Source organism: Amaricoccus sp. W119 (assembly GCF_047275745.1).
Taxonomy (GTDB): domain Bacteria; phylum Pseudomonadota; class Alphaproteobacteria; order Rhodobacterales; family Rhodobacteraceae; genus Amaricoccus.
Map to the genome: position 1 here is coordinate 1 of NZ_JBKQWU010000057.1, position 20,068 is coordinate 20,068.

At 66.5% G+C, this 20,068-nt stretch carries 16 protein-coding genes and 1 pseudogene; 9 read left to right on the forward strand and 8 right to left on the reverse strand.

The window, feature by feature from the left end; translation table 11 throughout:
* Positions 1-78: 78 nt before the first annotated feature.
* The 5 genes from ACLJK8_RS18560 to ACLJK8_RS18580 all read right to left on the reverse strand — a co-directional run bounded on the left by ACLJK8_RS18560 (position 79) and on the right by ACLJK8_RS18580 (position 7,968).
* Complete coding sequence (locus ACLJK8_RS18560; RefSeq protein WP_413151834.1) at positions 79-3,117, reverse strand: error-prone DNA polymerase; 3,039 nt, start codon at positions 3,115-3,117, stop codon at positions 79-81.
* Positions 3,114-4,637 (reverse strand): Y-family DNA polymerase, encoded by a 1,524-nt coding sequence (locus ACLJK8_RS18565; protein WP_413151835.1) that lies wholly within the window; start codon positions 4,635-4,637, stop codon positions 3,114-3,116. The genes ACLJK8_RS18560 and ACLJK8_RS18565 overlap by 4 nt, the downstream gene beginning before the upstream one ends.
* A complete protein-coding gene (locus ACLJK8_RS18570) occupies positions 4,552-5,304 on the reverse strand; it encodes an ImuA family protein (RefSeq protein ID WP_413151836.1) in 753 nt (250 codons plus the stop codon). Before ACLJK8_RS18570 ends, ACLJK8_RS18565 begins: the two co-directional genes overlap by 86 nt.
* 286 nt (positions 5,305-5,590) lie before the next feature.
* Positions 5,591-6,601: a substrate-binding domain-containing protein gene (locus ACLJK8_RS18575; protein ID WP_413151837.1), complete on the reverse strand. Its 1,011-nt coding sequence runs from the start codon at positions 6,599-6,601 to the stop codon at positions 5,591-5,593.
* On the reverse strand, positions 6,598-7,968 hold the full coding sequence (locus ACLJK8_RS18580; RefSeq protein ID WP_413151838.1) for an ROK family protein: 1,371 nt from the start codon (positions 7,966-7,968) through the stop codon (positions 6,598-6,600). The genes ACLJK8_RS18575 and ACLJK8_RS18580 overlap by 4 nt, the downstream gene beginning before the upstream one ends.
* A 220-nt stretch (positions 7,969-8,188) precedes the next feature.
* Between ACLJK8_RS18580 and ACLJK8_RS18585 the strand changes: the two genes are divergently transcribed.
* From ACLJK8_RS18585 to ACLJK8_RS18620, 8 genes and pseudogenes are all read left to right on the forward strand, one after another.
* On the forward strand, positions 8,189-9,010 hold the full coding sequence (locus tag ACLJK8_RS18585; RefSeq protein WP_413151839.1) for a sugar phosphate isomerase/epimerase family protein: 822 nt from the start codon (positions 8,189-8,191) through the stop codon (positions 9,008-9,010).
* Positions 9,011-9,066: 56 nt separating this feature from the next.
* Complete coding sequence (locus tag ACLJK8_RS18590) at positions 9,067-10,188, forward strand: substrate-binding domain-containing protein (protein WP_413151840.1); 1,122 nt, start codon at positions 9,067-9,069, stop codon at positions 10,186-10,188.
* Between the two features lie 127 nt (positions 10,189-10,315).
* On the forward strand, positions 10,316-11,482 hold the full coding sequence (locus ACLJK8_RS18595) for a Gfo/Idh/MocA family protein (RefSeq protein WP_413151842.1): 1,167 nt from the start codon (positions 10,316-10,318) through the stop codon (positions 11,480-11,482).
* Positions 11,479-13,050 (forward strand): sugar ABC transporter ATP-binding protein, encoded by a 1,572-nt coding sequence (locus ACLJK8_RS18600; RefSeq protein ID WP_413151843.1) that lies wholly within the window; start codon positions 11,479-11,481, stop codon positions 13,048-13,050. Before ACLJK8_RS18595 ends, ACLJK8_RS18600 begins: the two co-directional genes overlap by 4 nt.
* Positions 13,043-13,999: an ABC transporter permease gene (locus ACLJK8_RS18605; protein WP_413151844.1), complete on the forward strand. Its 957-nt coding sequence runs from the start codon at positions 13,043-13,045 to the stop codon at positions 13,997-13,999. Before ACLJK8_RS18600 ends, ACLJK8_RS18605 begins: the two co-directional genes overlap by 8 nt.
* A gap of 2 nt (positions 14,000-14,001) precedes the next feature.
* Positions 14,002-14,301: a putative quinol monooxygenase gene (locus tag ACLJK8_RS18610; protein WP_136646462.1), complete on the forward strand. Its 300-nt coding sequence runs from the start codon at positions 14,002-14,004 to the stop codon at positions 14,299-14,301.
* The gene (locus ACLJK8_RS18615) at positions 14,298-15,362 is read left to right on the forward strand and encodes a sugar phosphate isomerase/epimerase family protein (protein WP_058099352.1); all 1,065 of its coding nucleotides are present in this window, start codon (positions 14,298-14,300) and stop codon (positions 15,360-15,362) included. Before ACLJK8_RS18610 ends, ACLJK8_RS18615 begins: the two co-directional genes overlap by 4 nt.
* A pseudogene (locus tag ACLJK8_RS18620) lies at positions 15,359-16,470 on the forward strand (Gfo/Idh/MocA family protein). Before ACLJK8_RS18615 ends, ACLJK8_RS18620 begins: the two are co-directional and overlap by 4 nt.
* Before the next feature lie 81 nt (positions 16,471-16,551).
* Here ACLJK8_RS18620 and ACLJK8_RS18625 read toward each other — a convergent pair.
* The 3 genes from ACLJK8_RS18625 to repC are packed head-to-tail and all read right to left on the reverse strand — an operon-like array spanning position 16,552 to position 18,610.
* Positions 16,552-16,860 (reverse strand): hypothetical protein, encoded by a 309-nt coding sequence (locus ACLJK8_RS18625; RefSeq protein WP_413151845.1) that lies wholly within the window; start codon positions 16,858-16,860, stop codon positions 16,552-16,554.
* Positions 16,857-17,477: a hypothetical protein gene (locus ACLJK8_RS18630; protein ID WP_413151846.1), complete on the reverse strand. Its 621-nt coding sequence runs from the start codon at positions 17,475-17,477 to the stop codon at positions 16,857-16,859. The genes ACLJK8_RS18625 and ACLJK8_RS18630 overlap by 4 nt, the downstream gene beginning before the upstream one ends.
* 11 nt (positions 17,478-17,488) lie before the next feature.
* Positions 17,489-18,610: a replication initiation protein RepC gene (repC, locus tag ACLJK8_RS18635; protein WP_413151847.1), complete on the reverse strand. Its 1,122-nt coding sequence runs from the start codon at positions 18,608-18,610 to the stop codon at positions 17,489-17,491.
* A gap of 819 nt (positions 18,611-19,429) precedes the next feature.
* On the opposite strand from repC, the gene ACLJK8_RS18640 reads away from it, so the two are divergent.
* On the forward strand, positions 19,430-19,846 hold the full coding sequence (locus ACLJK8_RS18640; protein WP_413151848.1) for a hypothetical protein: 417 nt from the start codon (positions 19,430-19,432) through the stop codon (positions 19,844-19,846).
* The last annotated feature ends 222 nt before the right edge of the window (positions 19,847-20,068 follow it).

The window sequence follows — 20,068 nt, forward strand, 5'->3', positions numbered from 1 at the left end:
ATCATCGAAATGATCTGCGTCTCGGAAAATCGGCTCTTTCTCATTCGTCTGCTCCTTCGAGGTCGAGCAGACCCTACATCAGAGCGAGGGAGTTTCCGGGGGGCAGGTCACCAGCATCCTCGCAGACATCAGGACACGCCGGTTCGCTTCGAAGACCTTCGCCCAGACCACGAGGTTGGCGACGCCGGTCTCGTCCTCGAGCGTGACGAACAGGACGCCCTTGGCCGAGCCGGGGCGCTGGCGGACGAGGACGATGCCGGCGGCCTCGAGCCGGCTGCCGTCGCCGGCGCTCATGGCCTCGCTGCAGGAAACGATCCGGCGCGCGCGCAGCGCGTCGCGCAGGAAGGCGACCGGATGCCGCCGGAGCGAAAGGCCGGTGTGGCGATAGTCTGCGACCACCTCGCCGCCGGCGGGCATCGGACGGAGCGGCACGCGGGGCTCCTCCACCTCGGGCACGAGCCGCGCCTCGCGCTCCGCGGCGGCCGCGAAGAGCGGCAGGGCCGTGTCGTCCAGCCCCCGGATCGCCCAGAGCGCCGCGCGTCGCGCGAGGCCGAAGGCGGAACGAAAGGCGTCGGCTTGGGCGAGCCGGACCAGCGCCGCCTGCGGCACGGCCGCGCGACGCCAAAGATCGTCGACCGAGGCGAAAGGGCGATCGGCGCGCGCCGCGACGATCGCCGCGGTATGGGCATTGGCGAGACCCTTGACCATGCGCAGGCCGAGCCGGACCGCAAAGCGGCCGTCATCGTCGGTCGGTTCGAGCGTGCAGTCCCAGCGCGAGGCGTTGGCGCAGACGGGCCGGATCTCGACGCCATGGGCGTCGGCATCGCGGACGATCTGCGCCGGCGCGTAGAAGCCCATCGGCTGGGAGTTCAGCAGCGCCGCGCAGAACACGTCCGGATGCCAGCACTTCAGCCAGGCCGAAGCGTAGGCGATCAGCGCGAAGGACGCGGCATGGCTCTCGGGAAAGCCATAGCTGCCGAAGCCTTCGAGCTGTCGGAAGGTCTTCTCGGCGAACGCCTGCTCGTAGCCGTTCGCCACCATCCCGGCGACGAGCTTCTGCTCGAAGGCGGAGACGCCGCCGGTGAACTTGAAGGTCGCCATCGACTTTCGGAGCAGATCGGCTTCGCCGGGCGTGAAGCCGGCGCACTCGATGGCGACGCGCATCGCCTGCTCCTGGAAGAGCGGCACGCCGAGCGTCTTGCCGAGGACTTTCTCCAGCTCGGGCTTCGGATAGTGCACCGGCTCCTTGCCCTCCCGGCGGCGAAGATAGGGGTGGACCATGTCGCCCTGGATCGGGCCGGGCCGGACGATCGCGACCTGAACGACGAGGTCGTAGTAGGTCCTCGGCTTCAGCCGCGGCAGCATCGACATCTGCGCCCGGCTCTCGATCTGGAAGACGCCGAGCGTGTCCGCCTTGCGGATCATCGCATAGGTGCGCGGGTCCTCGGCCGGGATCGTCGCGAGGTCGAGCGCGACGCCCTTGTGCGCGGCGAGGAGGTCGAGGCCGCGCTTCATGCAGGTGAGCATGCCGAGCGCCAGCACATCGACCTTCATGAAGCGCAGCGCGTCGATGTCGTCCTTGTCCCACTCGATGACCTGTCTGTCCTTCATCGCCGCGGGCTCGATCGGCACGAGGTCGTCGAGCCGGTCGCGGGTGAGGACGAAGCCGCCCGGGTGCTGGCTGAGGTGGCGCGGGGCGCCGATCAGCTGGCGGGCGAGATCGAGCGCGAGCCGCAGGCGCCGATCCGAGAGATCGAGGTTCAGCCCCTTCAGATGCTCCTCCGGGATGCCGTCCTCCGACCAGCCCCAGACCTGGCCGGAGAGGGTGCGGATCAGGTCCTCCGGCAGGCCGAGGGCCTTGCCGACGTCGCGCAGCGCCCCCTTGGTGCGGTAGCGAATGACGGTGGCGCAGAGCGCGGCGCGATCCCGGCCGTAGGTGTCGAACACCCACTGCACGACGATCTCGCGGCGCTCGTGCTCGAAATCGACGTCGATGTCCGGCGGCTCGCGACGCTCCTCGGAGACGAAGCGCTCGAAGAGCAGGTCGTTGCGGGCAGGATTGATCGAGGTGATGCCGAGCACGAAGCAGACCGCCGAGTTGGCGGCCGAGCCGCGTCCCTGGCAGAGGATGCCCTGCGAGCGGGCGAAGCGGACGATGGAATTGACCGTCAGGAAATAGGGCGCGTAGGCGAGCTTGCCGATCAGCCTCAGCTCGTGGTCGAGCGTGGCGCGCACCTCCTCCGGCAGGCTCTCGGGGAACCGTTCCGCCGCGCCGGCCCAGGTCAGCTGCTCCAGCGTCTCCTGCGGGGTGAGGGAGGGATCGTCGCCCTCTTCGGGATACTGGTAGGCGAGTTCGTCGAGCGAGAAGCGGCAGCGCTCGACGAGCTCCAGCGTCCGGGCCAGGGCATCAGGGTAGCGAGCGAACAGACGGCGCATCTCCGCCGGCGACTTGAGATAGCGGTCGGCATGACGCTCGCGCCGGTCTCCGAGCGCGTCGATGGTGACGTTGTGCCGGATGCAGGTGACGACGTCCTGCAGGATGCGCCGGCCGGGCTCGTGGAACAGCACGTCGTTGGTGACCACCGTGGGCGCCTGCATGCGGGCGGCGAGGGCCGCGAGCTCGTGGAGGCGGAGCTGGTCGTTCGGGCGACGGCGCAGCGTCAGCGCCAGATAGGCCCGGTCGCCGAAGCTCTCGCGCAGGCGGCGCAGCCGCCGGCCGCAGTCTGCGTCGGGGAGGTCCGGCACGAGGACGGCGATCAGGCCCTCGCCGTAGGCCACGAGGTCCTCCCAGTCGAGGTGGCAGGCACCCTTGCCGGCGCGCTTCTTGCCGAGCGACAGCAGCCGGCAGAGTGTGGAATAGGCCGGTCGGTCGGTCGGATAGACGAGGATCGCGGCGCCGTCCGCGAGGTCGAGCCGGCATCCGACGACCAGGCGGACACCGGTGGTCCTGGCGGCTTCGTGAGCGCGCACGATGCCCGCCAGCGAGTTGCGGTCGACGACGGAAAGCGCCTCGATGCCGAGCATTGCGGCCTGCGCGAAGAGCTCCTCCGCCGAAGAGGCTCCGCGCAGGAAGCTGAAGTGCGAGGTCACCTGCAGCTCGGCGTAGCGGGCGCTCATCCGAACACCCCGTGCAGGAACCAGCGGTGCGAGCCGGTCTCTGCGTCCTCGCCGTCGCCGGCGCGGTAGATCCAGTAGCGCTCGCCTGCCTCGTCCTCGACCCGGAAATAGTCCCGGACCGCCACGCGCTCGGCATCGCGCGCCCACCACTCGCCGAAGACCCGCTCCGGCCCGTCGGCGCGGCGCACCCGTCGCCGGACGCCGCGCCAGGTGAAGGAGGCCGGCGGATGGTCAGGCAGCAGCGCCACAGCCTCGATCGGCTCCGGCCGCCACAGTAGGCGCGCCGGCCGCGGCCAGTGGCCCGGCCAGATGGCGCTCGTCCCCGTCTCCAGGGCGGGGATGCGCTCCACCGATCGCTCCGGCACATCGCTCGCGCGCGGCGCCGCCCGGTAGACCGCCTGCGCGCCGAGACGGTTGGCGAGGAGGTCGACAAGATCGGAGACGTCCGGCACGGTCTCCTCGACCAGGGAACTGACCGACTGCCGGCAAACCATCGGCTCAACGACGGTCGCAGCCAGCCGCATCACCTCGATGCCGAGGCCCGGGGCGATGATCTCGATCCGATCGCGGAGCAGCCGGGTCAGCCGCCTTGCATCGCAGACCGGCCGCGCAGTGCCGACCCGGATCACCTGCATGCGATTGTCGACGCGCTGACAGAAGAGGTCCAGGCGCCGGGCCCCGAGCCCTCTCGTCTCGAGCGCGGCGCCGAGCTCGGCCGCCAGCCTGCCGATGTGCCGTGCGACGGTCTCGGGCGCAGCGATCGGCTCAGCGAAGGCGCGGCGCGCCTCGACGAGGTCGGGTGGACGCACCGGCTCGATCGGCTCGGCGACATCGCCGAGGGCCTGATCGATGCGTCGGACGAGTTCCGGGCCGAAGCGGCGCGTGAGCGGCGCGCGCGGCTGCGCCAGCAGATCGCCGATCCGTTCGAAGCCGAGGACGCGCAGATCCGAGGCCATCCCGTCCGGCAGCCGGAGCGCCTCGAGCGGCAGGGAGGCGAGCACCGAGGCGCCATGCCCAGGCGGCGCGACGAAGGTTGGCCGGGCGGTGTGGCGGGCGAGCGCGTGGGCGGCGCCCCGTGTGTCCGCGGCCGCTGCGCGGGCGGCCACGCTGGACAGGGCCAGCCGCTTCACCAGGCTATCGAGCATCGCCGCCTCGCCGCCGTGGAGGTGGTCGGCTCCCGTCGAGTCGATCAGGATGCCCTCCGGCGGGTCAGGCGCCACGATCGGCGCTACGTGCTGCAGCAGCCAAAGAGCCAGCCGCTCGAGCGCCTCGGCGTCGGCCTTCGGTTCGGCGTCCCGCAGGACAAGTCCCGGCGCCCGCACCTGCGCCGCGGCGATCGGCATGCCGACGCGGAGGCCCGCGGCCCAGGCGGCGGCGTCGGCGGCCAGCACGATCCGCCGGCTGCCTGAGCGGCCGACCAGGACGAGCGGCGCCTCAACCGGCGGCGCTATGTTGCCGGCCTTCCGCCGCCAGCGATCGGTCGGCCAGGTCGGCAGGAACAGCGAGACGACCCGTGTCATCGCACGCCTCCAGCTCGAAATCCGCGCTCTCGCCGGCGCGCGCCCGGATCAGCTCGACCAGCCACCGATGCCGTCCGACGCCGGGAACCGGCAGCGGGCTCGACGGCAGCACCGACACCCGCCAGCGCGTGGTTGCAGCCGTTGGCTGCCCGAAGTCGACCGTCTCCGTCTGCCGTCGCCATCGGCGCAGCGCGATGCCGATCGAACTGGTTTCCTCGGCCGAGAGCTGCAGCCGTCGCGAGGCGGTCATCGACAGGCGCGCGACCTCTCCGACCACCGCCCCGAGCCCACCGTGCCGCAGGCCTTCTTCCATGCAGGTCAGCACGGTCCGGTCATCGCCGGCCTCGACGTAGATCACCCGATCCGGCGTTAGTCCTGCCTGGGCGAGCCCGGGCGCGAAGAGGTCGGCCCGGGTGATGCACCAGAGGACCTGACCCTTGGTGCGTGCGGCGATGCCGGCGGCGAAGAGCGCTGACGCAGCGCCGTCGATGGCCCCGTTGCCGCCACCGGCAACCTCGTGCAGGGCGCCGAGAGAAAGTCCGCCGCCCGGGAGCCGCGCATCGACCGCGGTGATCTCGAAGGGAAGGACCGCCGTCGAGCGCCGGCTCCGACCCTCGATCTGGCCGATCTGCGCACGTAGGGATTCGATGGCGGACCGGGATCGCAAGCTCCTTCATGGCCTCCCAGGGAATGGTCTAGATCAGATGTTCACTATACGTTCTCATTCTCCGCGAGAGTCAAGAGGAGCCGCCACGTGCGGCGGGGGAGGGAGTTCTCCGAGGCTGGGATCGCGTCCCTTGGAAAGCGCCTTGTCCGCGCGCAAAATGCCGACTTCCTCGTCGAAACCGGCCCAAAGCGGACGGTCGCGGCGATATGTCGATGGACAGTCGTAATGGAACTTTGGCGGATTCAAATCCGCCGGTGAGCCTGTCGCATCGCTTCCATGCCGGCCTTCATTTGCCGCGTGACAGGCCCAGCACGCGGAGCACTTCGCGCGGGGCTGGTTGCCGCCAGATTGTCTGGAAACTTTCGACCACATTGTCCCGTGTAACGCCAATGCCGGGCAGGGCGATCCAGGCGGGAATGGGGCGACCGAGAAGGCACAGGATCACGGTCTGCGCGGCTGCGATCCCTTGCAGGAAAGGTTGTTGGGCGGCGATGCAGCAGTAAGAGTCGCCTTGTGCGAGGGCGATGGCTGCGGCCTCTCCTAGATCTACGGTTGCCATGGGCATCGTTGCGCCGCGTTCTGCAAGACGGGTGGCTGCGGCAAGGGCTGGCGTGTCCCAGACAACGAACAGCGCGGCCAGATCGGGGTTTGCCGACAGAAGATCATCCGCGGCTACGGCGGCGTCCTCGATCTGCGCGAAGCGGTGGATGCGCTGTAGGATGTCGGGGCGGTTCACCTGGAGCCATTTGGTAAAGGCTATCTCGCGCTCGTTCGTGGCGAAGAAGTCGGCGGCGAAGCCGAGGACGCCGACTTTCGCACCGTTGGGGATATGGGGAGAAAGTCCGGCGGCTGCGATCTTGCCCAGACCGAAATTGTCCGACGACACCAGCGCCGTGTAGTCCTTGCCAGGCAACAGGCCGGTGGGCGCGTTGTCCATCAGGACCAGCTTGATGCCCGCCTCGGACACCCGGCGGTGCGCGGCCGCGACCTGTTCATTCGCCACGGGAAGGGAGATGATCGCATCGGGGCGTTGCGAGATCAGCCGGTCGAGTTCGGCCACCTGCATGTCAGGGGAAAAGGCGCAGTCCACGAGTTCGACGACTGCCGCGCCGCAATCGCCGAAAATGCCCATCATGCCGGCCAGTTGCTGCTTGGCCCAGTCGCTTTCCAAGGTGTGCAGGACCACGGCGACGCGCCATCCGGCGGCCTTAGCGGCGGTGCGGTCGTCGGGTAGCAGGATGACCCGTTCGGGCGGGGCGGCGCGTTCACCATGCGGGCCGAGGCCGGAAATCGTCATCTCGGAAGCTCCTGTCCGTTCCGCGCCCTTGGCGGCGGAGGGGGCGATGCGGTTTGCGAAAGCCGATCCTGCAGGGCGGTGAAGGCAGGATAGGAAAGGGGGCTGCCCTGCATCACCCATTCCTTCAGGAAGGCGGGCGCGAAGAGCTGTTCCGATGCCACGCGGGCCGCGCCGACCAAGCCAGCGGAACTTCCCATCTGCGACCGGATGATCCGCAGGTCGCGGGTGACGAATGGATGCGATGCGCCATAGACCGCCTCGCGCAGCGCGGCGAGGAGGATGTCGTTCGTCTGCACGATGGACCCCGACAGCACGATCAGTTCCGGGTTCAGCGCATTGGCCAGCGTCGCCACGACCTGCCCGATCAGGTGGCCCGACTCCGTCAGGATCGCGACCGAGGCGGGATCGCCGGTCTGTGCGGCTTGTGAGACTTCGATTGCCGTGATCTCGCCCCCGCGGCGCTGGATGTCGGCCAGCATGGGGCTGCGCCCGTCTTGTGCGGCGGCCAGACCTTCGCTCTGGATCATGTCCAATCCTGCGAGGGCATCGAGTGGGCCGCTCCGCCCGCCTGAGGTGACCGGAAGCGATCCGATCAGACCCGCTGCACCATGCGCACCACGGTAAAGCTGGCCGTCGCAGACGATGCCCGCCCCGATGCGGCGGCCGACCTTCAGGAAAAGCATACTGCGCGTGCCGATCCCCGCGCCTGCGTGCAGCTCGCCCATCGTCATCGTCTCGACGCTGGACCGCATCCAGACCGGCACGCCGAAATCGCGGGTCAGCGTCTCGACCAGCGGGAAGCCTTCCCAGGCGGGAAGGACAGGCGGCGTGGCGGTCAGGAAGTCACCCTCCGTTGCGCCCTGAACGGCACCGGGGACGGAGAGGGAGATACCCCATATGCTGCCCTGCGGTGCATGACGCTCCATCGACCAGCGGAAGAGTGCTGTCAGACGCTCGGCCAGTTCTGCGGGCGGGGCGGTCAGGTCGGCGGCTTCGTGATGTTCGGTCAGAAGCTTGCCCGACAGGTCGGCCACACCCACCCCGATCGCGGTCTGGTCGAGCGTGGCAAGAAGGATCGCGGCGCGGCGCGCGGCAAAGCGCACCAGACGCGGGGCGCGGCCCCCCGTGGCGGTGCCGAGTTCGCTTTCGTCCACCAGCCCCAGATCGCCCAGCATCGTCAGGCGGTCCGCAACCACGGCGCGGCCGAATTCGCTTTGGCGTTCAAGTTCCTGCCGCGTGTTGGCGGCACCCGTGCGGACGAGGTTCAGGAGTTCGACCAGCGATGGCGCAGCGATTTCCACCGTGCGCGGCCGTCCCTTGCCGCGGGGGCGGGACGATTCGGAAAGGTCGGGTCCGGTCAGGGGCAAGGCTGCGTCCTTATGGGTTTCGCAAGGGATACGGGCGCGACTTCTGCCGTTCAAGAAAAAACTTTTGCTTTAAAAATGCAGAAGTTAACATACATACGCAGGAATAATGTTGACTGATGGCGAATCCGCGCTTAACGATGCTGTCACGGTCAGAGGAGGCCGGCAGAAATCGGAAGGGCTGGGGCAGCCCCACAGCCGTTCCGCGGGAGGAGGGACACCGATGACAGCGTGGAAGCTGGCTTATCACGCCAATTGCTGGGGCGGCCTTGGCGGGGATGCCGTGGGCGTCACGTCCGTGACGCAACTGGCCTATCGCACCTTCGGGGACATGGGCCGCGCCTGCGCCGACATCGCGGCTGCCGGATATGCGGGTGTGGAGCTGTTCGACGGCAACCTTCTGGACCGCAGCGCCGCCGAGATGCGCCGGATGCTGGCCGATAACGGGCTGGAACTGGTCGCCACCTATGCGGGCGGGAACTTCATCTTCGACGACATTCTGCCCGAGGAACTGGCCCGCGTGACCCGCGCCGCCGACCGTGCCGCCGAACTGGGCGCTCCGCATCTGGTGGTGGGCGGCGGGGCCAAGCGTTTCGACGGTACGCGCGAGCCGGACTATCACAAGCTGGGCGCAGCGCTCGACCGAGTGAAGGCGCTGGCCGAGGCGCGGGGACTGCGGGCGCATTACCACCCGCATCTTTCCACCATCGTCGAAGGCCCTGCCGAAGTGGCCAAGATCTTCGACCTGACCGCCATCGATTTCTGCCCCGACACGGCGCATCTGGCCGCAGCCGGTGGTGATCCGGCGCAACTGATCCGCGACCACGCGAAGCGGATTTCCTACATCCACCTCAAGGGGTTCCAGCGCGACCCCTTCGCCTTCACCCCGATCGACCGGGGAGATGTGCCGACGGGGCCGATCCTGCAAGCGATGCGGGATGTGGGCTTTGCGGGCTGGGTCTGCACCGAACTCGACTCCTGGCCTGACCCCGCCGAAGGAGCGCGGCTGAGCATGGACTACCTGAACCGGGCAATCGCGGGCTGATCCGCCTGTCCACCAAACGGGGGAAAACCCCGACACTTCTCTGGGAGGAAGAAGCTATGTTGACCAGACGCAGCCTCATGGGCTCGGCGACCGCGCTTGCGCTTTTCATGGGGATCGCCGCCCCGGCCTTCGCCGATCCGGACGCGGCGCTTGCCAAGTTGCAGGAAACCGTCCTGTCCAAGGGGCCGAGCGGTGAAGAGCCCTCGCCCGCCTCAGATGTCGTGCTCAGCGATGAAGAGCTGGCCAAGATCAAGGAGATGGGCGCCACCGCTGCCATCGTGATGCATTACGCCGGCAACGACTGGAGCCAGGCGCAGATCAACGGCCTGCAGACCCAGTTCGCCGCGATGGGGATCAAAGTGATCTCCGTGACCGATGCGGGCTTCAAGCCCGAAAAGCAGGTCAGCGACCTTGAAACCATCATGGCGCAGTCGCCCGACATCATCGTGTCGATCCCGACCGACCCGACCGCGACCGCCGCCGCCTATCGTGCAGCGGCAGAGGCGGGGGCGAAGCTTGTGTTCATGGACAACGTTCCGACGGGCTTCGTTCCGGGGACCGACTATGTCTCGATCGTGTCGGCGGACAACTATGGCAACGGCGTCGCGGCGGCCCATCTGATGGCAAAGGCTCTTGGTCCGGATGGCGGGGATATCGGCCTCGTTTTCCACGCGGCTGATTTCTTCGTGACGAAGCAGCGCTATGACGGGTTCAAGGCGACGATTGCCAGCGATTACCCGAACATCAAGATCGTGGATGAACAGGGGATCGGCGGGCCGGATTTCTCGGGCGATGCCGAAAAGGCCGCCGGTGCGATGCTGACATCCAACCCGAACATCAAGGGCATCTGGGCTGTCTGGGACGTTCCGGCCGAAGGCGTCATGGCCGCGGCGCGGGCCAATGGCCGCGATGACCTGATCATCACGACCGTGGACCTTGGCGAGAATGTCGCCATCAGCATGGCACAGGGCGGGTTCATCAAGGGCCTTGGCGCACAGCGTCCCTATGACGCCGGTGTGGTCGAGGCGAAGCTGGCCGGTTACGCCCTTCTGGGCAAGGACGCGCCGGACTTTGTGGCGCTGCCTGCTCTGCCGGTCAGCCAAGAGAACCTGCTCGACGCGTGGAAGCAGGTGTATTCGACCGAAGCGACCGAAAACGTGAAAGCATCGATGCAGTAAGCGATGCCGCGCGGGGTGTCCCTATCACCCCGCGCGCCTGCCGGGCCTTTGCCGGGGAATTGCTCCCTGCCAGTGAAGGTCCGGCCCTTCCTCAACAACCCGTCCCGCACAGCACCGGAGACTGACGATGACCAAAGTGATGAACGTTGCCATGATCGGCGGCGGGTTCATGGGCAAGGCGCACGCCATGGCCTATGCCTCGATGCCCATGTTCTTCTGGCCCGCGCCTGCCATCCCGCACCGCAAGGTCGTCGTCGATGTCACCGACGGGGCCGCCGAGGAAGCCCGCCGCCGTTTCGGGTTCGACGAGGCGTCGAGCGACTGGCGCAGCGTGGTGGCGCGGCCCGATATCGATGTGATCGATATCTGCACGCCGAACAATGTCCATGCCGAGATCGCCATTGCGGCGGCGAAGGCGGGCAAGCACATCATCTGCGAAAAGCCCTTGGCGCGGACGGTCGAAGAGGCCCGCGCGATGACCGAGGCGGCGAAGGCCGCGGGCATCATCCACATGGTGGCCTTCAACTACCGCCGCACGCCCGCCGTGGCGCTGGCCAAGAAATATATCGAGGAAGGCCGCATCGGGCGCATCCTGAACTTCCGTGGCACCTACCTTCAGGACTGGTCGGCGGATGAGAACGGGCCGCTGTCCTGGCGCTTTCAGAAGAAGATCGCGGGGTCGGGCACGGTGGGGGATATCGGGACCCATGTGGTGGACCTTGCGCATTACCTCGTCGGTCCCATTGCCGAGGTGATCGCCATGACCAAGACCTATGTCACGACGCGCCCCATCCAGCAGGGCGGGGTGGACAAACTGGGTGCGTCGGAGAAGTCCGCCGGTGCCGAACGTGCTCCGGTGGATGTGGATGACGAGGTGGTGTCGATGCTGCGATTCGGCAACGGGGCCATCGGCAGCCTGGAGGCCACGCGCAACGCCTGGGGTCGGAACAACTTCATCACGCTGGAAATCCACGGGACGAAGGGGTCTATCCACTTCAACTACGAACGCCGCGACGAATTGCAGGTGATGTTTGCCGACGATCCCGCCGACGCGCGTGGTTTCCGCACGGTCTATACCGGCCCCGCGCATCCCTATGGCGGCGGTCTGTGGCCGATCCCCGGTCTGGGCATCGGCTATTCGGAAACGAAGATCGTCGAATGCTTCGACCTGTTCAGCGCGATTGCCAGTGGCAAGCAGCCCAGCCCGAATTTCGAGGATGGTCTGCTGACGGAACTGGTGGCCGATGCCCTGCTTCGGTCAGGTGAAACCGGCAAGTGGGAGCGGGTGGAATGACCGGCCCCGCCCCGATTGCCGTGCGGATGACGGGGATTTCCAAATCCTTCGGCGGCATCCGCGCGCTGGACGGTGTGGATTTCGAGGTCTTTGCCGGTGAAGTCCACGCCCTGCTTGGCGGTAACGGGGCGGGGAAGTCCACCGTCCTGAAGGTCCTGAACGGCGTTCACGTGCCGGAGGAAGGCGAGATCGAAGTTGGTGGCCAGAAACTGGCCGCCCACTCGCCCGAAGCGGCGCGGGCGGCGGGCATCGCCATGAACTTTCAGGAAATGTCGCTGATCCCCACCCTGACCGTCGCACAGAACATCTTCCTGACGCGCGAGGCGCGGGACGCACGCGGGATGATTGATGATGCGGACTCTGTCCGCCGGGCGCAGGCGATTTTCGACATGTTGCAGGTCGAGGTCGATCCCGCTGCGCTGGTGGGCGATCTGGGGGCGGGTCAAAAGCAGCTGACCGAGATTGCGAAGGCGATCAGTCAGAATGCCCGCGTCCTGATCCTCGACGAACCCTCAACCGCACTTTCGGTGTCGGATGTTGAACGACTCTTCGTCTTCCTGCGGCAACTCAAGGCCAAGGGCGTGGCGATCATCTATGTCAGCCACCGCATGGACGAAATCGCCCGCATCGCGGACCGCGCCACGATCCTGCGGGACGGCAAACACGTCATCACCGCGCCGCTGGCCGATCTGCCGATCGACGTGATGATCGAACATATCGTCGGCAAGAAATCCAAAGGGCTGGCCGATGTTGCCCGGGGTGACGTGTCGCGAGGCGAGGTTCTGCTGGAACTTTCGAACGTGACCGGACCGCACAAACCCGAAAACGTCAGCTTCGCGCTGCATCGGGGCGAGGTGCTGGGACTTGCGGGCTTGCTCGGCTCCGGTCGGTCCGCCTTGGCCCGCGTCATTGCAGGTATCGAACCCGCCGTTTCGGGCGAAATCCGCATCAAGGGCGCGAAGGTGGCGATCCGCCGCCCCGCCGACGCCGTGGAGCACGGCATCGCCCTGGTGCCGGAGGCGCGGGCGACCCAGGGCATCATCCCGGCCCATAGCGTTGCCGACAACATGGTGATGTCGGTGATCGGGCGCATCGCGCCGAAGGGGTTCGTGGACCGTGCCCGCGTGCGCGACATCGCCGAGGACATGATCGCCCGCCTGTCGATCAAGACGGCAAGCCGCGACCATGCGGTATCCACGCTGTCGGGCGGCAACCAGCAGAAGGTGGTGATCGGCAAGTGGCTTGCGACCGAACCAGAAATCCTGATCCTCGACGAACCGACGGCAGGGATCGATATCGGGTCCAAGTCCGAGATCATCCGTCTGGTCCGGGAACTGGCCCAGTCTGGCAAGGGGGTGATCGTCATCTCCTCGGAACTGTCGGAATTGCTTACAGCCTGCGACCGCATCCTCGTTATGGCGGATGGCCGGGCGCATCAGATGCTGGATCGTGCCGGTCTGGACGATCCCTCTGAGACGAACCCCGAACATGCCCTGCAAGCGGCCGAACGCCGCCTTCAGGTGGAAATTCAAAAAGCCCTGACCATCAAGGAGGCCAGCCATGGCTAAGGCAGCAACCGCCCCCGCCGGGGCATTCTTCGCCAATTGGCGGCAGAACATCATCTATATCGGCTTCGTGGTCATCTTCGTCGTCTTCGCGTTGACGCTGAACGACAAGGGATTCCTGAATCCGAACAACCTGCTGAACATCGTGCGGCAGACCGCGATGATCGCGGTGATGGCAGTGGCCATGACCTTCGTGCTGTCGGCGGGCGAGATCGACCTGTCTGTGGGCGCGGTGGCGGGACTGACCACGGTGACGGTCGCAATGGCGATCGCCATCGCCGGGCCCGTTGGCGGCGTCCTTGCCGGGTTGGCGACGGGGCTGGCCGTCGGGATGTTCAACGGCTGGCTTACGACGCGGATCGGTATTCCGTCCTTTCTGACGACACTTGCCATGATGGGCATCGCCAAGGGCGTGGCAATGTGGATTTCCGACACGGCGGCCGTGCCGATCCTGTCCCCCGGCTATTCGTGGATCTTCGGGGGCGGCTCGGTCGGCCCGATCCCCGTCCTGATGTTCTGGATGGCGGTGATCGCGGGCGTCGGTCATGTCGCGCTGCGCCGGTCCGGCTTTGGTCGCAAGGTTCTGGCGACCGGCGGGGGCGAAATGGCCGCACGCTATTCCGGCATCGACACGCGCAGCATCAAGTTCAAGGTGCTGGTCCTGTCCTCTTGCGCTGCCGCACTGGCCGGGATGCTTTACGCTGGCCGTCTGCAATCGGGCCGCTTCCAGCTTGGCGAAGGGGATGAGTTGTCGGTCATCGCCGCGGCCGTCCTGGGCGGGACGAGCCTGTTCGGCGGCAAGGGGACGGTCATCGGCACCATCGTCGGCGCGTTGATGATCGGGATGATCAACAACGGGCTGATCCTGATGGGGCTGGAGTTCAGCCAGCAGCTGATCGCCAAGGGCGCGATCATCATCCTTGCCGTTGCCTTGAGCCAGAAGCGGGGCTGACCATGTATACGATCATCGGAACCCTCACCGCCCGCCCGGAAACGCGCGAGGAACTGGCATCGCTGCTGATGGCGCTAGTGGCGCCGACGCGGGCCGAGGCGGGTTGCATCAACTACGACTTCCATGTCGATGCTGCCGATCCTTGCGTCTTTGTCTTCTACGAGAACTGGACCGACCGCGCGGCGCTGGACGCGCATCTGGCGATGCCGCATCTGCAACCGCTGGTTTCGCAGCTTGACCGTCTGCTGGCCTGTCCGGTGGAGATCCGGCCCCTGACCATGCTGTCGGAGAGGGCGGCATGACGGGCAGTGCGATCAAGGGTCCGGGCATCTTTCTGGCGCAATTCGCGGGGAATGATGCACCCTTCGACAGCCTGCCCGCGATCACGGCCTGGGCGGCAGGGCTGGGCTACAAAGGCGTGCAGATCCCGTCCTGGGATCGGCGGTTGTTCGATCTGAACCTCTGCGCCGAAAGTCAGACCTATGCTGACGAGGTGGTGGGCATTTGCGCCGAAGCGGGCATCGCCATCACGGAACTGTCCACGCACTTGCAAGGACAGTTAGTCGCGGTGAATCCCGCCTATGACGCGGCCTTCGATGCCTTCGCGCCGGAAACGGTGCGGGGCAATCCCGGCGCACGGCAGGCATGGGCGGTCGATCAGGTGACCAAGGCCGCAACGGCGGCGCGGCGTCTGGGGCTTTCGGGAACGGTCAGCTTCACCGGATCGCTGGCCTTCCCCTATCTCTATCCTTGGCCGCAGCGCCCCGCCGGACTGGTCGAGACGGCATTCGCCGAACTTGCCCGCCGCTGGACCCCCATCCTTGATGCCTATGACGATGCGGGTGTCGATATTGGCTTCGAACTGCACCCCGGAGAGGATGTGTTCGACGGCGCAAGCTGGGAGAGGTTCCTCTCTGCCGTGGCCGAACACCCCCGCGCGAGGATCAACTACGACCCGTCGCACTTCCTGTTACAGGCGATGGATTATCTGGCCTTCATCGACATCTATCACGACCGTATCTCGGCGTTCCACGTCAAGGACGCCGAGTTCCGCCCCGATGGTCGGCAGGGCGTCTATTCCGGCTATTCGCCCTGGGTGGAACGGGCGGGGCGTTTCCGCAGCCTTGGCGACGGGCAGGTGGATTTTCCGGCCGTCTTCACGCGGCTGACCCAGCACGGCTATCGCGGCTGGGCGGTGATGGAATGGGAGTGCTTCCTGAAATCCCCGGCGCAGGGTGCCGCCGAGGGTGCGCCCTTTATCGCCCGTCATCTGATCGAGGTGACGGGGCAGGCCTTCGACGATTTCGCAGGCGGGAGGGCCGATCAGGCGGTGCTGGACGCAATGCTGGGGATCCGGTCATGACACTGAAACTGGGCATGGTCGGCGGAGGACAAGGGGCCTTCATCGGCGGGGTCCACCGCATGGCCGCAAGGCTGGATGGGCGGTGGGAGTTGGTTGCGGGGGCGCTGTCCTCCGACCCGGCACGGGCCGCGGCTTCGGCGGCGGATCTCGGCATTGCGCCCGACCGCAGCTATTCCGATTTCGCGCAGATGGCTTTGGCCGAGGCAGCCCGTCCTGACGGGATCGCTGCGGTGGCGATCGTCACGCCGAACCACCTTCATGCCAAGGTGGCGACGGCCTTCCTGCGGGCAGGCATTGCAGTGATCTGCGACAAGCCGATGACCGCGACGCTTCCCGAGGCCGAGGAACTGGCTGCGCTGGCAGCCGAAACATCCGTGCCCTTCGTGCTGACCCAGACCTATACAGGCTATCCGATGGTGCGCGAGGCGCGCCGGATGATCGCCGAAGGGGCAATCGGGGCGGTGCGTCACGTGCAGGTGGAATACTTGCAGGACTGGCTGGCCGGACCCGTGGAACAGAGCGGGCAGAAACAGGCCGTCTGGCGCACCGATCCCGGCTTGTCGGGCGAGGGCGGCTGCATCGCGGATATCGGAACGCATGCCGTAAATCTCGCCACATTTGTTTCGGGGCTTGGAGTTCAGGCCGTTCTTGCCGACCTCACCGCCTTCGAGCCGGGACGGCGGCTGGATGACAACGCGGCAGTCCTCTTGCGTTTCGACGGCGGCGCGAAGGGGATGATCTGGGCAAGCCAGATCGCCCCCGGCACCAAAAACGCGCTGCGGTTCCGCATCGCCGGCGAAAGGGGGGGCTGGCATGGGATCAGGAAGACCCTGATCTGCTCGAATTCACCCCGCTTGGCGACACGACCCGCCTGCTGCGCCGCGGTGACGGCTTGACCCAAACGCCAAGCCGCATACCGTCCGGCCATCCCGAGGGCTATCTGGAGGCGTTCGCAACTCTATACGCCGATGCGGCGGATCTGATCGAAGGTAAGGGCTTGGCGTCGACGCGAGCGCTGGCTACCGCCGAGGACGGACTTGCAGGAATGCGTTTCATCCGCGCGTGTGTCCGCTCGAATGGGGCGGGTGGAATGTGGACGGCGGCCTAACACTCGGGGGCGGTAGGCACATCTGAAAGATGTTCTCACCGCTCACCCGACCGTCCGCTTTCCGCCCATCTCGAAGAGGCCTCAAGGCTGCGGCGGTCCACGACTGTCAAAGCGTATCCTTGCATCGTCTCCGAACCAGAGCATCCACCGCGCCATGACCTCGTTGACCTCCTTCGTGGCGCTCTCGTGCTCCCGGCCGAGGCAGTTCAGGTACTCCTGCATCGCCAAAAGGTAGGCTTGATACTCCTGGTTCAGAAAGTCGCGGAACTCGCGATCATCAGCCGGGGGCTTAACCTCCTCCGGCGGCACGGGCCGCAGGCAGGCTTCTTGGGCCGCGGCCGAGCCCGCCGCCCCTAAGGTGATCCCCAACGTCAGAACCCACCGTTTCACGGGGTGTCGTCCAACGTGATCGTCGGCTGCTCAGCGATCTCGGTCAGCTCCTCGGGGGTGAGGGTCAGCGAGAAGCCGGTGTCGGGGTTGGAGAGAAAGACCGGCGAGACATAGGGCTCACCGCCGGCTCCGGTTGGGATGGTGATCTGGAAGCGGTAGGCAATCCGCTCCGCCGCGACCGGCGCACCGAGGAACCAGGTGCCTCCTTCGAAGACCGAAGGGATGTACTCGGCGTCGGGGTAGCAGCTCGGCGTGGCGAAGGTGTAGTCGGCTGTCTCGTCGAACGCCATCGGCGCCGGCTCGGGGCAGATCCAGCCGACGCGAGACTGGCGGGACGGCCGGGCGAACGCGACCTCGGCGGCGTCATAGGCCGAGCCGTCGCTCATCGTGCAGGTGTCGAACGGCGGCTCGGGCGGCCGGTCGGTGATGCGGTCGATCATATAGTCGTAGGCGTCGCTGCATGTCCCCGACGGCTCGCTCGGAAACCCCGCCGCCATGCAGAGAATGACGGCACAGTCGATATCGTAGTCCGCCGCTGACGAGGGCAGGGGGGCAAGCCCCGCCGCGCCTCCAAGCGCGGCGGCGGCAAGGGAGCCAAGGGTCAGGAGACGAGGCATGACGGGTTCCTCTAGGTCTGGGGGTGAGAGGGCACGAGGGTGGGGCAGGGGCAGTCAGCCCCCCGGGTCCGGTGCAGGAGGCCGAACAGGTTCTGGCTAAGACGAAGCGGCTCGCTCTCGGCGCGCGCTGCCATTGCCCGGATCCATGCCGCAGGACAGCGAATGGTGCCCCGGCGCTCGATGCTGCCGGCGTCCGCGAGCAGCACAAGGACCGCAGCGCCGAGGCGGCCGAGCTCGGCCTGAGCTTCGGCCCATATCACGTCTGTGACGCCGATCTCGCCCGCGCGCTCATAGGCCGTGGCCGTCAGGCTGGCCCAGCTGACTCCACCGCCGCTTCGTTCAATGCGGACGCGCCAGTCGACCGGAAGCGCCGCCGCCAGCAGGTCGAGGGTGATGTGACGAAGCGCATCGGCCTCAGCGGCGCTCCGACTCCTCTGCGGCCTACAGACAGGATTCTCATCCTTCTCTGTGGTGATGGGTCGGACAATTTCGTCGTCCTGGTCGGACGAAAAGATCCGACCGCCGGCATCCTCGCCGTCGTCCGTCAGCACCCGGATCGCTGCCTCGAGCCGGCCGACCAGGGCCGCGAGCTCGCGGAGAGGAAGCCCCCGATGTCGGCTCGGGCAGACATCGAGGGCGGCGGTGTCGCGAGGCGGCATGTCGCCTCCGATCGCGACGAGCCCGCGCAGCTGCCGCTTCAGCTCGGAAACCCGGGCGGCCAGCCGTCGCCGCTCGTCGAACTCAATCTCCGCCTGGAGCGCGGCGTGCTCGATCTTTTCGACGGCCGCGAGCATCGGCGAGAAGTCGATGCCCTGCAGGACGACGATGCGGCCACGGCGGCGCTGGATCATCCGACGACCTCCTCCGGCGGAACGATCGACCACGAGGCCGTAGGCCTCGAGCCGGCGGATATGGCTGCGGATGGTGCGCGGATCGCAGCCCCGCTCGTCGGCGAGGTCCTGCACGCGGGCCGGCGAGATCGGTTGATCGGCGTCCCGGGGGACATAGCGCAGCAGCGCATGGCCGGTGACGAGGACCGCGTCGGGCAGGCTGCGGGCGACGGCCGCCAGGCGCAGGACGCGGTGAAGCTCCCCCGGGGGGAGCTGGGGTTCGATGGACTGCTCTTTCTCCATTCCTGACCTCCGGTCGGGAGGTGCGAGGCGTCCGACAGGGCAAATCCTCCTCGTTCGCCGGAGGGCGGTTTTTCCTTGCCTGCTGTGGACCGGGTCGCTAGCCTGCAAGGTGACAGACTTTCAGGGCTAGCGACCCTCGGTGGACCTCGTGCCTCCGAGGGTTTCTTTTTGGGTCGAGGCCTAGGCGGGTCATCGCCGTCTGAGCAGCGTTTCGCCCTGGTTCAACCCTTAGCTGTTAACCTCTCTTCCATCTTGCGGTAGCCGCGACTGCCACCGCGAGGGCTGGACACCGTCGCGTGACGAGTCCAGCGTGCGGCGCGGAATCAGTTTTGGCGCGATGTTCTCTTGAGCGCCATATCAAAAGTAATTTTAGCGTCATTTTCTTTTTCGAGCCACTTGACACATGGCGCGAAACACGATTAAGGTCCTGCTTGGAATTCGGCGACTTTTCGCCTACGGCTTCTCGATCACCAGTCGAGAGCCAGACGAATGGATAGCAGCCAGCAGCTCGTATCGAACTATGTCCGGTCGTTTGTCGAACAAGATGGAGGCTCTCTCCGCTTCGCCCCGATACGGGATGAAGACGGACGCATGTGTTGGGAGCTTTATGGTATCCTGCCAGATGGCGTGGAACGTAAGGTCATGCTTTCCAAGACTGGTAAGCCACGGATATTCAAGTCTTCCGACGCCGTTATCGCCTACTGGCAAGATATCTACCCAGAGGCGAGTGAGATTACAATTCCAATACTTAAAAGGGGCAACAAGTAAGCGCGAATCGCGTTTCAGTCCTAATCCGCTTATCCGCAGGGTAGGTGGGCAATGAACGGGCGGTTTGCCGACCCACGGGTGGTCGATCTCTATGAGGCGACCGCCGAGCTCAAGGCTCGCCGCAAAATCCTTCGCGCGAGCCGCGGCAAAGACTTCGCGCGGAAGTTGCAGTGGCTGCCTGTTTCGCGGTCAGCTCTTTGGGTCGTCGGGTTCTATGCAACGCTTGCCGGTTGCACCGCGCTCTGGTGGCACTGGGACGACGTCGGGCTACCGCGGCTGCTGATGGGGTCGCTGCTGCTCGTCGCCATGCTCTTGGCAATCGGCCGGGAGGTCGTTGCGACGCATCCGGTGTGGATGCTGCTGCCGCCGACGGCGATCGTGGTCGCAGCGTTCTTCTGGTATCCGCTGGCGCCGACGGCGGCGATCCTCGCGCTGGTCTTCATCGTCAACCTAGGGTGGCTGGCATGAAGACGCGGGCAGTTCTCGTGGGCTTCTGCGCCTCGGCTCTTCTGTCCGGAGGGGTCGCTCAAGCCGACGTTTGGGAGTTCGACAGACAGGGGAACGTGCTCAGATCTCTGGACGCGCTAGCCGAGATGCGACTTCGGACGAAGCGACAGGTTCTCCGTCCTGTAGCCGTGGCCGATGACGTTGGCTTTGAAGACCTCGGCCGGGGTTCGATAGCCAAGACAC

Excerpts from the sequence above, each read along its gene's own strand:
- repC (WP_413151847.1), bottom strand. The coding sequence starts at position 18,610 with ATGGAGAAAGAGCAGTCCATCGAACCCCAGCTCCCCCCGGGGGAGCTT.
- ACLJK8_RS18585 (WP_413151839.1), top strand. The coding sequence starts at position 8,189 with ATGACAGCGTGGAAGCTGGCTTATCACGCCAATTGCTGGGGCGGCCTT.
- ACLJK8_RS18575 (WP_413151837.1), bottom strand. The coding sequence starts at position 6,601 with ATGACGATTTCCGGCCTCGGCCCGCATGGTGAACGCGCCGCCCCGCCC.
- ACLJK8_RS18565 (WP_413151835.1), bottom strand. The coding sequence starts at position 4,637 with ATGACACGGGTCGTCTCGCTGTTCCTGCCGACCTGGCCGACCGATCGC.
- ACLJK8_RS18560 (WP_413151834.1), bottom strand. The coding sequence starts at position 3,117 with ATGAGCGCCCGCTACGCCGAGCTGCAGGTGACCTCGCACTTCAGCTTC.
- ACLJK8_RS18600 (WP_413151843.1), top strand. The coding sequence starts at position 11,479 with ATGACCGGCCCCGCCCCGATTGCCGTGCGGATGACGGGGATTTCCAAA.
- ACLJK8_RS18590 (WP_413151840.1), top strand. The coding sequence starts at position 9,067 with ATGTTGACCAGACGCAGCCTCATGGGCTCGGCGACCGCGCTTGCGCTT.
- ACLJK8_RS18610 (WP_136646462.1), top strand. The coding sequence starts at position 14,002 with ATGTATACGATCATCGGAACCCTCACCGCCCGCCCGGAAACGCGCGAG.
- ACLJK8_RS18640 (WP_413151848.1), top strand. The coding sequence starts at position 19,430 with ATGAACGGGCGGTTTGCCGACCCACGGGTGGTCGATCTCTATGAGGCG.
- ACLJK8_RS18605 (WP_413151844.1), top strand. The coding sequence starts at position 13,043 with ATGGCTAAGGCAGCAACCGCCCCCGCCGGGGCATTCTTCGCCAATTGG.
- ACLJK8_RS18630 (WP_413151846.1), bottom strand. The coding sequence starts at position 17,477 with ATGCCTCGTCTCCTGACCCTTGGCTCCCTTGCCGCCGCCGCGCTTGGA.
- ACLJK8_RS18615 (WP_058099352.1), top strand. The coding sequence starts at position 14,298 with ATGACGGGCAGTGCGATCAAGGGTCCGGGCATCTTTCTGGCGCAATTC.
- ACLJK8_RS18595 (WP_413151842.1), top strand. The coding sequence starts at position 10,316 with ATGACCAAAGTGATGAACGTTGCCATGATCGGCGGCGGGTTCATGGGC.